This is a genomic window from Colwellia aquaemaris, from assembly GCF_057548755.1.
The window spans coordinates 59,406-73,768 of sequence record NZ_BAAJLV010000011.1; the positions used below are offsets into that span (position 1 = coordinate 59,406).

The following is a 14,363-nucleotide window of genomic DNA, read 5'->3' on the forward strand; positions in this document are numbered from 1 at the left end:
ATGAAAAAGATTTTGACTATATGTCTGCTACTATTTATATCGGCAGCATCTTTTAGTGAAGATATAGAGCTTTATGTTAGTGAAGCAGTAAAGCTTGCTGGCAAGAAAACACAAGTGCTAATTATTTTTGATAATTCAGGCAGTATGGGCACTGAGCTTTCCGTGAATGAGGACTATGATCCTACGGTAACCTATCCAGCACTCGGTAGTGATAACTCTTTAGATGAACGCTTTGTTTACTTTACTAAAGGTGGTGCAGATGGCGTAGGTCTACCTGTTCCAGATAAAAATAATGAATCCCGCCGATTTTTAGATGAAATTAATAGCTGCGAAACGGCTAGAAATATTTTAGCAGAAACAGGATTTTATACCGGTCATATTCGTGAGTACAGTATTAAAGGGAACACCGGTAGTTGGAATGAAATTCCTGATAACAATGGTGCGAATATTGAGATTATTGATTGTGAAGATGATGTTTTAGCGGCAGATCCAACCAATATAGATTCTTTGCCCGCTGGCTACCCTATAAATTATGCTGGCAATAAAAAAAATCCTGTTTATCACACCACAGATATTGTTGCCTCTAATGTTGAGTGGTCAGGTGAGTTAGTCACATTATACACTGATAATTACTTAAGATGGCATCATGGTGAAGATATTGCGCAAACGTTAAAAAGTCGAATGGACATTGCTAAGGATAGTATCACTAAAGTCGTTAAAGCGGCTCCATCAATAGATTTTGGCTTGCAAATTTTCAATTATGATGATGGTGATGCCGCAACTGATCCTAATGGTGGTCGTGTAGTTTTTGGTATTCAAGATATGACTGATACCAGTGAAACTGTATTTTTAGATATTGTAAACAATCAGCTATCGGCTCAAACATGGACACCATTATGTGAAACATTATTTGAAGCACAGCAGTACTTTTCTGGTAAAAACGTTATATTTGGCGATGATGACGAAAGCCAAGGAAACTCCTACACAAAAAATAAACCTCCTCGGGATACAAGTATTGAAAGTGGTGGAAAATATTTAACGCCCTTTAACTCTTGTAGTAGCAAAGCTTTTGTTATTTTAATTACCGATGGTGCTCCAACATATGATAATGGTGCAGATAGTAAAATTACAGCCTTATCAACAGTAGAAGATGGCAAGACAATTAATTTTAGTGGTTCAAAATTCAGTGGCAATTATTTGGCCGCTGTTGCCGAGTGGATGTACGAAAACGATATCAATACTAATTTAGAAGGTAAACAAACAGTAGAAACCTATACCATTGGCTTTAGCGAGGGGGCTGATGATGCTGCTCCTCTTTTAAAAGAAGCCGCTAAACTTGGTGGTGGGGCGTATTACCGTGCAGAAGACAGCGTTCAGTTAACGGCAGCACTATTAAATGCGTTAGAGAACTTAGAGCCTAGTAATGACAGTTTGACGTCGGCCTCTGTGGCGGCAAATAACTTTGATCGAACCGAAACTCTTAACTCTGTTTATTATGCGATGTTTCAGCCGGAAAATGGTCCGCGTTGGCAGGGAAATGTTAAAAAATACAAAGTGTCAAATAGTAAGCAAGTTGGGAAACATGGTAAGCCCGCCTTAGATGATGAAAGTGGGCACTTTTCAGAGGATGTTACTAGTTTTTGGTCTCCTGACAATTCAAAAGACGGTGACACCGTAGGCGAAGGTGGAGTTGCAGAAATGTTACGCAACAAAACCGATAGGGTGATTTACAGCGATATTGGTACAGAAGGTGCGCTCGCCTTGTTGACTAAAAATCAAGCAGAAACATCGTTTGGCGGTAGCTCTGAGCTTGCTACAGAGATGGATGTGCATGAGGATGATATAGACGCATACTTAAACTGGGCCATGGGGAAAAATGTTGATAATGTTAAATCCGAGGATGACACTATCCCGACAATGCGTCCCGATGTTTTTGCTGACCCTTTACACTCTAAGCCGTTAGTTATTAACTATGGCGATAGTATACGAGTAGTTATTGGCACTAATGCTGGTGCTTTACACATGTTTGAAGATAAAGGAGCAACGGTAGATGAAACTTGGGCGTTTATGCCTAAAGAATTTTTTAAGAATATAAAGCCTTTAAGAGAAAACTATTCAACAGCTGATAAAGTGTATGGAATTGATGGTTCAATAACGTCTTATACCCTAGATAAAAATGGTGATGGCGTTATTAATGGTACAGATAAAGTTTGGGTTTTCTTTGGCTTACGTCGAGGTGGTACGTCTTATTATGCGCTAGATATAAGCAACCCATCCTCGCCCAGTAAATTATGGCACTTAGATGCAACAACAACAGGGTTTTCGCAGCTTGGTCAATCTTGGTCGCGCCCTAAGGTAGGATATTCTAAGCTAAATGTTTCAGGAACTGGAGAAAATGCCGTTGCAAATCCCGTTTTATTTTTTGGCGGAGGCTATGATGCTGCTAAAGATAACTTAAGTGTTGGGGCGGATGATGATAAAGGCCGAGCCATATATATGGTAGATGCCGCAACAGGAACACTAAAGTGGAGTTTAGCACCTGAAAATGCGTCAACAGTTTTCCCTGGTAATGACAGTATTCCTTCAAGTATTGGAACTCTCGATAGTGATGGTGATGGTCTAACAGATAGGTTATATGTTGGTGATACAGGTGGTAGTGTTTGGCGCGTTGATATGCCAAGTGATGACCCTAATGATAATGAAGATCCGTGGACTGTATTTAAATTAGCAAATTTAGGAGGCACTACCAATGCCGCTGATTTACGTTTCTTTAATGAACCTTCAATTGTGCGAACATTTATTTCTGAAACAATTGAAACTGAAGTTACTGACGTTGATGGTCAAACGACAAAAATAGTTAGCCATCAAGAAAAACCCTATGATGCGGTACTTATTGGTAGTGGTGATAGGTCAAACCCTATTGGCACAGATACTAATGATACTTTCTTTATGATTAAAGATGAGCATATTAAGACGCAATCGTTTTATGCCAATGCAACACCTCGGGCGCCGACTGCCTTAGTTAAGACAGATCTTTATGATTATACAGACAACCCATTTGAGCAGGAAATGACAACCCAACAGCGGGAATCTCTTGAAATTGCTGTAAGTAAAAAGTCTGGTTGGTATTTTAGCTTAACCAATAGTGGAGAAAAAAGTTCAGCTGAAGCGATAGTAATTAATGGGATTGTGTATTTTACTACTTTCATTCCACCTAACTTGGATCCTGATATTGTTCATTGTGAACAACCCAATGGTAAAGGGCTCTTGTACGCAGTTGATTTAGCGTTAGGCACAACAGTGTATAATTGGGATGAAGATAATCCTGATGCTGAACCAGAAGTGAGTACAGAAATTAGTGAGCAATTTCTCGGTGCTCCGACCTTGATTGTTGTACCTGATGATGACGGTGATCCAGAAACCGATGATGATGCAGTAGGTAATATTATTGTTGGCCGAAAAATTATACCCGTTGGTTTTACATTACAAACTATGCGAACGTATTTATATATTAGTGAGGAACAATAGTGATTACTTTAAAACAAAGTTCAGGTTTTACGCTTGTTGAATTATTAATTACGGTTGCAATAGTGGCAATTCTTGGTGCGGTAGCATTTCCGGCATATACCGACTTTGTTGCTCGTTCTAATAGAACTGAAGCTCAGCGAGAGCTACTGAGAATTGCAAATTTACAGGAACAGTACTATGTAGACAGTCGTAGCTACACTGACGATATGAAAAAATTAGGGTTAAATAAAGATCCATTTATTAGTGATAATGGCTATTATAGCATTGATGCCGCATTAGCTGATGGTGGCTTTGTTTTGACTGCAACCGCTTTAGAACCACAAAAATCTAATGACAGTAGTTGCCCTAAGCTTTCAGTTAGTGATACTGGTGCAAAGTTACCTGCAAGTACATGTTGGGAGCAATAAAAATGATCAAACTAATAACCTTAGCGCTACTATGTATTTTATGCTTTAGTTTTTCTAGCAATGCGGCAAGTACAAAAAAAATAGACGTAAAATGTCATGTGGAATTATTTGGTGGTCAGCAAACTATTTATTTAGCGACTGTGAAAGAAAGTCATTTCAACAAATTGTCTGAGCGCTTGGCTAATAGGAAAATACACACGGTTTATTCTAATGAAAAGCAACAAGTATACAAAGTATTTGAATGCGTAAAATTAGAAAATTCGTTTAGTTCTATTCAGGCAAGAAATTTATTTGCCAAGTATCCGAGATAAGTTTAGCACGTCAACTTCTATAAGTTTTAATGATATGAGGTCGGCTGCTTAGCTACAGCTGATCTCGCTACCATCTCTCTTTTCATCTTTGCTATCATTATCGGTATCTGACGTTGCATATACTCGCCCTGATAAGGAAACCTCTAATCCTCGTGAAAGATCGCTATGATTTTTAGGACAATAGCTAAAGCTTCCATTGCCACCAGAGACCAAACGGCCAGTAGGGGAAAAAATAATGATGTTTTGGCTGAATTTTAAGCTGTCATTGCTTTCGGCTTTAGCTTTAATTTTTATTAATTCTTCATTGCTACTGTCATAACTCTTATTATTCGTAAGAGTATTATCGCTATTTGAAAAAACACTCAACTCATTATGCCAATTAGTGCCGCAGTTAGCGCCTGTTAATGGACATATTGTTACATTTTTACCGCTGTTAATAGCAGTGTTTCTTGCTGTAAGTATTAATCGATGCAATTCGCTAATTTCATTGTCAACACGTGACTGCACCATATACTCGCTAAGGCTCGGTGCAGCTATTGCTGTAAGTAAACCAACAATTCCAATACCTATCAGTAATTCAGTAATAGTAAAGCCTTTACCAGGCAATTTAGTGCTATATAAGTTGATTTTTGATTTAGGCATAACATCAGCCAAGTAAACTGCAATTAGTTAATTTATAGCATTGATAATTGTTAACAGCTAGAAAAATATGGTGTTATCTGAGTCAACTACAAGCTATTTTCTTTCCGGTTCGTCTAATATTTGCAGTATTACTTTTGTTTGTTGCGCTAATGTAGCTTCTACCGGATGGTGCGACAACAATCCCCCTATTCTTGTCGCTATGGTTTTCAGGGCAATAACTAAATGTGGCATTTTGTCCCCAACCTGATAAATGGCCTGTTGAAGCATAGGTGAGTCCGATGCGGGTTTTACCATATTGTAATTTGTCGCCAAGCTTTATGGCTGATTTCTGGGCGATTATTTTTTCGCTTAAATTGGGCTCGAAAACTTTATTGTTATTTATATCAATGAAAACACTAATCTTGTCTTGCCATAGATTGGTACATCGGCTTTGGCTATCAAGAGGACAAAGCGTAACTTTGCTGTTGTTGGTAAGCGCTGCATTTCTCGCAATCAATAATAAGCGTTGCAATGATACAATTTCACTGTCAACGCGGCTAGATACAAGAAAGTTATTTAAACTGGGTATTCCGATAGAAATTAAACTTAATATTATTGCCAATGAAATTAATATTTCAATGATGGTAAATCCAATATACTTTGACATAACAACCATTCCTTAGTTGAGAGTATTTAGCACTGCTAGGTATAGTCAAAAATATTGGATTTTTCCAAGGTGAAAAACTTAATTTTCGTATATTGTTGGGATTGGATTACGCTTATGTTGAGTTTTCAAATAGATAGCTATTACTTTTTCTTCTACAATTTTATCGGTATTTTTACCCTCAAGAAAATCGTCAAGTTGCTCGTAACTGAGACCTAGTGCGTCTTCATCTTTCTTGCCAGGTGAAAGCTCTTCTAAGTCTGCTGTTGGCGCTTTCGCTACGAGCTGATCTGGAGCACCTAGCTCAGTCGCAACTTGCTTTACTTGCCTTTTTGATAAACCAAAAAGTGGTGCAATGTCACAAGCTCCGTCACCCCACTTGGTAAAAAATCCGGTAATATTTTCTGCGGAATGATCGGTACCAAGCACTAATCCACCTAATATTCCAGCGATATGGTATTGCATTACCATACGAGTTCTTGCTTTTACGTTACCTTTAGAAAAATCTATTTGAGCATCGCTTGCCGAATTAAGCCCAGCACTAGTTAATGCTTGTAGCGTTTCATTGTGAATACCTTCTGCGCCGGCAAATATATTGGTGGTTAGGCAATGGCTTGGATTGATAAATTTTAATGCTAATTGGGCATCGTCTTCATCTGCTTGTATATCAAAAGGTAATCGTACGGCAATAAACTGATAAGCTTGCTCAGTTGATTCTTGTTCTTGATTAAGCGAGTCCACGGCCAGTTGTGCTAAACGACCACATGTTGACGAATCTACACCACCACTAATGCCTAATACCAATGTTTTTAAACCTGAACGTACTAACTGATTTTTGATGAAGTCAACACGGCGGTTTATTTCGAAGCGGGTATCAATTTCAGGCAGAACTTTCATTTCATCGATAATTGCTTGCGGGTTCATTCTTTTTCCTTTTGGTATGGCTTACTTTAGTAAGTTACATTAACGAGAAGTGTTTAACGCTAGTGTAACAAACTCTTCGCTTGAATAGAATTTTTGCTCTATTGAAGCGCTGTTTAATTTTTATGATGTGTTGATATTAAGTACGACTAAGGGTGATAATACGGTTTCAATGGTGTTCAAATTCTCAAATCAACCTACAGGCTGTAAAGATGAAAAAGATAGAAGCGATAATCAAACCTTTTAAAATGGACGACGTTCGTGAAGCTCTTGGCGAAATTGGTGTCAACGGTATGACGGTGTCTGAGGTTAAAGGATTCGGAAGACAAAAAGGTCACACCGAGCTTTATCGTGGTGCGGAATATATGGTAGATTTTTTGCCGAAAGTGAAGCTTGAAATTGTTGTGTCAAAAGAGAATGTAGAACGCTGCGTAAATACAATACTTGAAACTGCCCAGACCGGAAAAATTGGTGATGGTAAAATTTTTATTACCGATGTTGAACGTGTGATTCGAATTCGAACGGGTGAAGAAGACGCAGAAGCTATTTAAATCGTCCTGTATAAGCAAAAAAATACCAGCATTTGCTGGTATTTTTATTTTCAGTTTTATAAAAAGCTAAACTAAATTAACCAACCAACTAATTTGCCACTAATGGGTTGTTAGGGTAGTTTGCAGCCAACACTTGTTTTGCGTTGATGCGTAAATCTTCTAAACCAAGTTTACCATAACAAATGATCATTATTTCAAGAGCTTGCTCTGTTTCTGGACTTGGAGAGAAGTATTCAACAATATATTTACCTCGGTTAGCCGATGAAACGTAAGCTTCACGTTTTAAATAGTAACGAGCAACGGCTAATTCATATTTCGCTAAACGAGACTTAATACCTATCATGCGCTGACGAGCATCAGCAGCGTATTTACTTTCAGGGTATTTTTCCAAAATTGTTTTTAAATCTTTAAACGCATCCCTTGCAGCTGTTGGATCTCTATCTGAGCGGTCAATCCCGGCCAAGTCTTGGAATAAGTTTTCTTGCGTGGCGATATTGATTAGTGCACGCATATAGTACACATAGTCTAAATTGGCATGGGTAGGATTTAATCGTAAAAATCGATCGGTTAAGGCAATACCTTGTGCTGCATCACCACTTTTGTAATATGCGTAAATCAAGTCTAATTGCACTTGATGCGAAATAGGACCATATGGAAAGCGAGAATCAATTGCTGACAGTATTTGAATTGCTTTTTGGTATAAACCGTTGTCCAAAGATTGTCGAGCATCGGAAAATAATGCTTGAGCTGACTTGTCTGGCACCTTTTCAATTTCTTTTTCACTTGTGCCAGAACAGGCAGTTAAACCTAACATTAATGTTAGGCACATTATTCTTATTGTCATTTTTTCCATAGACTTCAATATCACTACTTTGTTTTAGTTAAAATAAATCTCTTCTTCACCGCTATAACTACTTAATGTAATTACTTAATGTAATTGCTGCTGCAAAAAGGTAAAATAAGTAACTGGCATTCTAACCTAGCAATCATGCCTTGCACAGTGCTAATTAATAGAGAGTTTAATGGCTGAGATAATTCAACACCGGGATACAGTTCCCGAATCATGTTTAGGTAAACGTTTCGACCAGACTTTGGCTGAGATGTTCCCTGAATATTCACGTTCACGTTTAAAAGAATGGATTTTAGCAGGTCACGTTACGGTGAATGGCCAAGTCGTAGATAAGGCACGTGAAAAAATGTTTGGTGGTGAGCAAATTGCCATCAACACAGAAATAGAAGCCGAAATTCGCTTTGAGGCTCAAGATATTCCGTTAAATATTGTTTATGAAGATGATGATATTTTAGTGATTAATAAACCCGCTGGTTTAGTTGTGCACCCTGGTGCAGGTAATCCTGATGGTACAGTGTTAAATGCTTTGTTACACCATTGCCCACAGTTAGACGTGGTGCCGCGAGCAGGGATTGTTCACCGATTAGATAAAGATACTACTGGTTTAATGGTGGTCGCTAAAACCATTGCTGCGCAAACTAACCTCGTTGAGTCATTACAAGCTAGAGAAATTACCCGAGAGTATGAAGCCATTGCGAATGGCATAATGACTGCTGGTGGAGTTGTTGATGAGCCAATAGGTCGTCATGCCACCAAGCGTACTCATATGGCGGTAACATTTTCAGGGCGCCCTTCAGTAACTCATTACCGTGTCATGGAAAAGTTTAGACTGCATACGCGTTTACGCTTGCGATTAGAAACCGGTCGTACCCACCAAATTCGTGTGCATATGGCGCATATCACGCACCCGCTAGTTGGCGATCCTGTTTATGGTGGCCGTCCTCGTCCGCCAAAAAATGCCTCTGAAGAATTACGTGAAATGCTACGACAGTTTAAACGCCAAGCGTTACATGCTGCAATGTTATCGCTATTTCATCCGATAACGGGTGAACAAATGACATGGCATGCCGATGTACCTGAGGATATGGTGGCGTTAACGGATATGCTACGTATCGACTCGAAAGAGAATATTAGCGTAAGTGACTACTAAAGCCATTGACGATATTCACTTGATCAAATGGCCAACATCGAAAGTGTTGGCTATTTCTACTACGCGTTGTATTCCACCTAGCCTTTCTAAATTAATTTCTGCAAAGTTTTTAAATAGCAACATTAATAAAAAAGTGCCTAGTGATTTTGACGATTTTAATTTAGGTGCGCACGTTGGTGACAGCGCTGAAAATGTCGTCCGTAATCGGCAAGCACTAGTAAACTTTTTCCCTTCACAAACTAATATCCAGTGGTTAGAGCAAGTGCATGGTAGCCATGTTGCATACATTGATAAGCACAGTGAAAAAGCTATTATTGCGGATGCTGTCATTACTCGTAGAAAAAATTTAGCTTTAGCTATTATGACTGCTGATTGCCTGCCTATTTTGTTAGCTGATAAAAGTGGTCGGGAAATTGCGGCAATCCATGCTGGCTGGCGGCCTTTAGCAGGAAAAATTATTGAAAACACCATAAGTAAAATGCAAACACCGGTAAGCGATATTTATGCTTGGTTAGGCCCCTGTATTGGCCCGCAAGCATTTGAAGTAGGTGAGGAAGTTAAGCAGAGTTTTATACAAATATCGAGGAGTTTTTCTAGTGCGTTTCTGCCAGTAACAAATACCTGTTCAACGCATAACCAAACCACAAAGTATTTAGCTGATATGGTTATGATTGCTACACTACAATTAAAGCAATGTGGTATTGAAAATATTGCCTTTTCACGTGATTGTACTTTTACCGAAAGTGATAAATATTACTCTTTTCGTCGTGATGGCAGAACAGGGCGTATGGCGAGTATTATTAGTTTAACTTAACTGCCTACCACTAAACTTTCGGTGTGGCTTATTCTTGAAAGTATTAAACAAAAGCCAATATTGTTTTATGTCAAAGACATTATACGCGTTAACTTGAAAATCTATTACCCTGTCCTTATAACATAAGTAACTGAAATGTAAGCCCAGTAATATGGCAATAGGAGACTACTCATGCGTTTAGATCGATTCACTCAAACTTTTCAAATGGCAATATCAGATGCTCAATCAATTGCGTTAGGCAAAGATCATCAATTTATAGAGCCTGTGCACCTGATGTTGGCACTTATTAACCAAAATGCTAGCAGTATTATTCCGTTATTAAAAAGCGCAGGCATTAATGTTAGAGCATTAAGAACACAACTAGAGGCAGCCATTGGCGAGCTAGCGCAGGTTGATGGTGCGGGTGGTGAAGTACAGCTGTCTTCGACCATGGGTAATATTCTCAATTTGTGCGATAAGTTTTCTCAAAAGCACGGTGACAAGTATATATCGTCAGAAATTTTTGTACTTGCTGCGCTGCAAGATAAAGGTAAGTTAGGGCAAATATTAAAAAGTTTAGGCGCAAGTGAACAACGAGTGCAAGATGCAATATTACATGTACGTGGCGGAAAAAATGTTGATGATGTAAATGCTGAAGAAACCCGTCAAGCTTTGGAGAAATATACCGTTGATCTTACTGAGCGAGCTGAACTAGGCAAACTAGACCCTGTTATTGGCCGAGATGATGAAATTCGTCGTACCATACAAGTATTGCAACGTCGAACCAAGAATAATCCGGTATTAATTGGTCAACCTGGTGTCGGTAAAACCGCCATCGCAGAAGGCTTGGCACAACGAATTGTTGATCATGAAGTACCTGAAGGTATTCGTAACAAACGGGTATTATCTCTTGATATGGGCGCGCTAGTTGCCGGTGCTAAATATAGAGGTGAATTTGAGGAACGTTTAAAAGCTGTGCTGAGTGAGCTGGCCCAAGAAGAAGGGCAGATAATTCTATTTATTGATGAATTACATACCATGGTAGGCGCAGGTAAAACTGATGGCGCCATGGATGCCGGCAATATGTTAAAGCCTGCACTTGCTCGAGGCGAGCTACATTGCGTAGGTGCTACCACGCTTGATGAATACCGCCAATATATTGAAAAAGATGCAGCGCTAGAAAGACGCTTTCAAAAAGTACTTATTGATGAACCAAGCGTTGAAGACACGATTGCAATATTGCGTGGTTTAAAAGAGCGTTATGAACTACATCACAATGTTGAAATAACCGATCCTGCTATTGTTGCAGCAGCCGCTTTATCGCATCGTTATATTAGTGACCGTCAATTGCCAGATAAAGCGATTGATCTTATTGATGAAGCAGCTTCAAGTATTCGTTTGCAAATGGATTCAAAACCAGAAAACCTAGATAGACTTGAGCGTCGGCTTATTCAATTAAAGTTAGAACAACGTGCTTTGTCGAAAGACTCAGACCCTGCATCTAGAAAACGTTTAGATTTAATTTCAGATGATATTGCAACATGCCAAGCCAGTTATGACGAATTGGATGAAGTATGGAAAACAGAAAAAGCCGCTTTACATGGCAGCCAAGCAATAAAAACAGACTTAGAGCAAGCGCGCATTGAGTTAGAAGCCGCGCGAAGAGCAGGTGACTTAAATGTTATGGCCGAGCTGCAATATAGCCGCATTCCCGATCTTGAAAAGCAACTTGACCTTGCTGCCCAAGCAGAAATGCAGGAAATGACTTTGTTACGAAATAAGGTTACTGATGTTGAAATTGCAGATGTGTTAAGTAGGGCAACAGGAATACCTGTGGCGAAAATGCTTGAAGGTGAAAGCGATAAATTGCTTAAAATGGAAGATAAGCTACACAAACGTGTTATTGGGCAATCGGAAGCTGTGGTGTCTGTTTCTAATGCCATTCGCCGCTCAAGAGCGGGCTTAGCAGATCCAAATCAGCCTATCGGATCATTTCTATTTCTAGGCCCCACTGGGGTTGGTAAAACAGAGCTTACTAAAGCCTTGGCACATTTTCTTTTTGATAGCGAAGATGCGCTAGTGCGGGTTGATATGTCGGAATTTATGGAAAAACACTCTGTTGCTCGTTTAGTGGGGGCACCTCCAGGCTATGTTGGCTATGAAGAAGGCGGCTATTTAACAGAATCTGTAAGACGTAAGCCTTATTCGGTTATTTTGTTAGATGAAATTGAAAAAGCACACCCTGATGTTTTCAATATATTGCTACAAGTGTTAGATGATGGCAGGCTAACAGATGGACAAGGGCGAACAGTAGACTTTAAAAATACTGTGATCATTATGACCTCAAATATTGGCTCTGATCTGATCCAAGAATTGTCAGATGATAGTCAATATGCAGAAATGAAAAATAAAGTAACTTCTGAATTAGGACATCACTTTAAGCCTGAGTTTATTAACCGAGTTGATGAAACCGTAGTGTTCCACCCTTTATTAGCGGAACAAATTAAGCATATAGCGGCTATTCAAATCTCTGCTTTAACTCAGCGATTAGAAGAGCGCGAAATAACCATGACAGTTTCAGATGAAGTATTATCTTTTGTAGCCTCGGTTGGTTTTGATCCCGTTTTTGGTGCCCGGCCTTTAAAGCGTTCAATTCAGCAAGAAATTGAAAACCCATTAGCGCAGAAGCTATTAGCTGGAGAGTTCTCTAGTGGTGATCATATTAATGTTAAGTTAGAAAATAACGTTTTAAGTTTTATAAAATAGCGTAAATAATGACTTTAGGCATTTTATATGAAGTTTACTGTTAGCTGAGTTATTTATTTTCTGCACAGTAAACTTCAGCTTGTGTGGTATTTATTGCTAATTGTTGTTGCTTTTCTATATCGCTTAATACCTTTATATTTCCGTTTTCATCTTTGTATTGAATTTTGTCAAAGTTTTGTAAGGTGGCCAAATTTTCCTTCGCTGTTTGGCATTTTTTGTTGTCGGTGTTTTCAGAAGAAATATTTGCTAAATCGGGCTTATCGATCGGAACTTGTTGTTCTGCGACCTTTGTTTCAATTTGTGTAGCGGCATTTTTATTATTAATCATATCAATTTCAGTATAATTATCATGCGCTGGCTGGTGTTGACTAAAGTGAACGACATTATTTTCGTCAATCCAGCGATACACCGTTAACTTTTCAGCGCTTAATCCATCAAAAGATAATAATATCGTTGAAATTAGCAAAATACTTTTAATGCTCATTATGCACCTATCCATATGTCCCAAATCGATCTTAGTCATTAATTTAGCTATATTAACTAATCATTAAACTCTAGCAGCTACAATATCTTATAACAACAGAATGCCAAGTTTACAAACTTTTACCCTATTTATTAGTGATTAGTCATTTATAGTCTACCTTTCATATTTAAAGTTATGCTAAATTATTATCCATTCAAACTATTAACCTATTTCAATTTCATTTATGCCAGATAAAAACAACAATGAAACCTCGCCTTCGCGTGGAATATATCTTTTACCTAACTTATTAACGACAGCTGGATTATTTTCAGGTTTCTACGCCGTTGTATCTTCTATGAATGGACATTATATCAGCGCTGCAGTTGCTATTTTTATTGCCATGATATTTGATGGTTTAGATGGTAGGGTAGCTCGTATGACAAATACACAAAGTGAATTTGGTGCTGAATATGACTCTATGGCTGATATGGTTTCATTTGGTATTGCTCCAGGTTTGGTTGCCTACAATTGGGCTTTGTCTAGTTTTGGAAAGTTTGGCTGGTTAGCCGCCTTCGTTTTTGTGGCATGCGCTGCGTTGCGCCTTGCTCGTTTTAACACTCAAGTTGGAGTCGCTGATAAACGATATTTTCAAGGGCTTGCGAGCCCAGCTGCAGCTGGCGTCATTGCAAGCTTAATTTGGGTCGGCAGCGAGTATCAAATAGATGGTCAGGAATACGGCTTTATTGTTGGCCTTATTACGATAACGGTAGGCTTGTTAATGGTAAGCAACTTCAGATATAACAGCTTTAAAGATGTTGACTGGAAGGGGAAAGTTAATTTCTTTGTAGTACTACTTATCGTACTTGCATTTGTTGTTGTTGCCTCAAGTCCAGAAAATATTCTGCTATTAATCTTTGCCTTATATGCATGTTCGGGCCCTTTTACAACCATTCGCTCGGTTAAAAAGTTAAAGTTAGAGCATGTTGTTGGCGATGATGAAGATGCGGATTTTCATACTGAAAGTAATAATGATGATAAAAAATCAACCCGTAGCACTACAGACTCTGATAATAAGACAGTCTAACTAGTGCTTCTTTCTGTCATTAGAAGGCGCTTTTAGCGCCTTTTTTACTTTTTACCATAGAAAAGCAAGTCGATTGTACAAATAAAAAGCAAACAAACCTTTTTCTGTAAATTAAATGAAATTAGCGGTTGACGTCGCCGCAAAAATCCCTAAAATGCGCTCCACTTCTTCAGGGAGACCTGAGAAGCGGGTTTTAAAGAGTTATCTCATAAAGTTTTGGCTTTAATAGGTAACTTAACGTTTTAAAACGGTTG

The 14,363-nt window shown here is 38.7% G+C and carries 13 protein-coding genes; 8 read left to right on the top strand and 5 right to left on the bottom strand.

Annotated elements, in window-relative coordinates; genetic code table 11:
* Genes AC27HL_RS18785 through AC27HL_RS18795 form a run of 3 tightly spaced genes read left to right on the top strand, consistent with a single transcriptional unit; the run spans position 1 to position 4,246 of the window.
* Positions 1 to 3,528 (top strand): pilus assembly protein, encoded by a 3,528-nt coding sequence (locus AC27HL_RS18785; RefSeq protein WP_487082592.1) that lies wholly within the window; start codon positions 1 to 3, stop codon positions 3,526 to 3,528.
* A complete protein-coding gene (locus tag AC27HL_RS18790; protein WP_487082593.1) occupies positions 3,528 to 3,935 on the top strand; it encodes a type IV pilin protein in 408 nt (135 codons plus the stop codon). The genes AC27HL_RS18785 and AC27HL_RS18790 overlap by 1 nt, the downstream gene beginning before the upstream one ends.
* A 2-nt stretch (positions 3,936 to 3,937) precedes the next feature.
* On the top strand, positions 3,938 to 4,246 hold the full coding sequence (locus AC27HL_RS18795) for a TapY2 family type IVa secretion system protein (protein WP_487082594.1): 309 nt from the start codon (positions 3,938 to 3,940) through the stop codon (positions 4,244 to 4,246).
* Between the two features lie 48 nt (positions 4,247 to 4,294).
* Here the strand turns inward: AC27HL_RS18795 and AC27HL_RS18800 are convergent, their stop codons facing one another.
* The 3 genes from AC27HL_RS18800 to nadE all read right to left on the bottom strand — a co-directional run bounded on the left by AC27HL_RS18800 (position 4,295) and on the right by nadE (position 6,455).
* The gene (locus AC27HL_RS18800) at positions 4,295 to 4,888 is read right to left on the bottom strand and encodes a GspH/FimT family pseudopilin (protein WP_487082595.1); all 594 of its coding nucleotides are present in this window, start codon (positions 4,886 to 4,888) and stop codon (positions 4,295 to 4,297) included.
* Positions 4,889 to 4,970: 82 nt separating this feature from the next.
* Complete coding sequence (locus AC27HL_RS18805; protein ID WP_487082596.1) at positions 4,971 to 5,534, bottom strand: GspH/FimT family pseudopilin; 564 nt, start codon at positions 5,532 to 5,534, stop codon at positions 4,971 to 4,973.
* 78 nt (positions 5,535 to 5,612) lie between these two features.
* Positions 5,613 to 6,455 carry an ammonia-dependent NAD(+) synthetase gene (gene nadE / locus AC27HL_RS18810; protein WP_487082597.1) on the bottom strand — a complete coding sequence of 281 codons (843 nt, stop codon included), beginning with the start codon at positions 6,453 to 6,455 and terminating at the stop codon, positions 5,613 to 5,615.
* Positions 6,456 to 6,664: 209 nt separating this feature from the next.
* Between nadE and glnB the strand changes: the two genes are divergently transcribed.
* Positions 6,665 to 7,003 (top strand): nitrogen regulatory protein P-II, encoded by a 339-nt coding sequence (gene glnB, locus AC27HL_RS18815; RefSeq protein WP_487082598.1) that lies wholly within the window; start codon positions 6,665 to 6,667, stop codon positions 7,001 to 7,003.
* Positions 7,004 to 7,091: 88 nt separating this feature from the next.
* Here glnB and AC27HL_RS18820 read toward each other — a convergent pair whose 3' ends face one another.
* Positions 7,092 to 7,847, bottom strand: a complete 756-nt coding sequence (locus AC27HL_RS18820; RefSeq protein ID WP_487082599.1) for an outer membrane protein assembly factor BamD — start codon at positions 7,845 to 7,847, stop codon at positions 7,092 to 7,094.
* Positions 7,848 to 8,025: 178 nt separating this feature from the next.
* Between AC27HL_RS18820 and rluD the strand changes: the two genes are divergently transcribed.
* The 3 genes from rluD (at position 8,026) to clpB (ending at position 12,562) form a co-directional block, all read left to right on the top strand.
* The gene (gene rluD, locus AC27HL_RS18825) at positions 8,026 to 9,003 is read left to right on the top strand and encodes a 23S rRNA pseudouridine(1911/1915/1917) synthase RluD (protein ID WP_487082600.1); all 978 of its coding nucleotides are present in this window, start codon (positions 8,026 to 8,028) and stop codon (positions 9,001 to 9,003) included.
* Positions 8,993 to 9,817 carry a peptidoglycan editing factor PgeF gene (gene pgeF / locus AC27HL_RS18830; protein WP_487082601.1) on the top strand — a complete coding sequence of 275 codons (825 nt, stop codon included), beginning with the start codon at positions 8,993 to 8,995 and terminating at the stop codon, positions 9,815 to 9,817. Before rluD ends, pgeF begins: the two co-directional genes overlap by 11 nt.
* A gap of 171 nt (positions 9,818 to 9,988) precedes the next feature.
* A complete protein-coding gene (gene clpB / locus AC27HL_RS18835) occupies positions 9,989 to 12,562 on the top strand; it encodes an ATP-dependent chaperone ClpB (protein WP_487082602.1) in 2,574 nt (857 codons plus the stop codon).
* 49 nt (positions 12,563 to 12,611) lie between these two features.
* Here clpB and AC27HL_RS18840 read toward each other — a convergent pair whose 3' ends face one another.
* Positions 12,612 to 13,046: a hypothetical protein gene (locus AC27HL_RS18840; RefSeq protein WP_487082603.1), complete on the bottom strand. Its 435-nt coding sequence runs from the start codon at positions 13,044 to 13,046 to the stop codon at positions 12,612 to 12,614.
* A 223-nt stretch (positions 13,047 to 13,269) separates the two neighbouring features.
* Here AC27HL_RS18840 and pssA point away from each other — a divergent pair, with 223 nt between their 5' ends.
* Positions 13,270 to 14,109: a CDP-diacylglycerol--serine O-phosphatidyltransferase gene (gene pssA / locus AC27HL_RS18845; RefSeq protein WP_487082604.1), complete on the top strand. Its 840-nt coding sequence runs from the start codon at positions 13,270 to 13,272 to the stop codon at positions 14,107 to 14,109.
* Positions 14,110 to 14,363 lie beyond the last annotated feature (254 nt).

Coding starts and splice junctions, on each gene's coding strand:
- AC27HL_RS18785 (WP_487082592.1), top strand. CDS start 1: ATGAAAAAGATTTTGACTATATGTCTGCTACTATTTATATCGGCAGCA.
- AC27HL_RS18795 (WP_487082594.1), top strand. CDS start 3,938: ATGATCAAACTAATAACCTTAGCGCTACTATGTATTTTATGCTTTAGT.
- AC27HL_RS18800 (WP_487082595.1), bottom strand. CDS start 4,888: ATGCCTAAATCAAAAATCAACTTATATAGCACTAAATTGCCTGGTAAA.
- AC27HL_RS18805 (WP_487082596.1), bottom strand. CDS start 5,534: ATGTCAAAGTATATTGGATTTACCATCATTGAAATATTAATTTCATTG.
- nadE (WP_487082597.1), bottom strand. CDS start 6,455: ATGAACCCGCAAGCAATTATCGATGAAATGAAAGTTCTGCCTGAAATT.
- glnB (WP_487082598.1), top strand. CDS start 6,665: ATGAAAAAGATAGAAGCGATAATCAAACCTTTTAAAATGGACGACGTT.
- AC27HL_RS18820 (WP_487082599.1), bottom strand. CDS start 7,847: ATGACAATAAGAATAATGTGCCTAACATTAATGTTAGGTTTAACTGCC.
- rluD (WP_487082600.1), top strand. CDS start 8,026: ATGGCTGAGATAATTCAACACCGGGATACAGTTCCCGAATCATGTTTA.
- clpB (WP_487082602.1), top strand. CDS start 9,989: ATGCGTTTAGATCGATTCACTCAAACTTTTCAAATGGCAATATCAGAT.
- AC27HL_RS18840 (WP_487082603.1), bottom strand. CDS start 13,046: ATGAGCATTAAAAGTATTTTGCTAATTTCAACGATATTATTATCTTTT.
- pssA (WP_487082604.1), top strand. CDS start 13,270: ATGCCAGATAAAAACAACAATGAAACCTCGCCTTCGCGTGGAATATAT.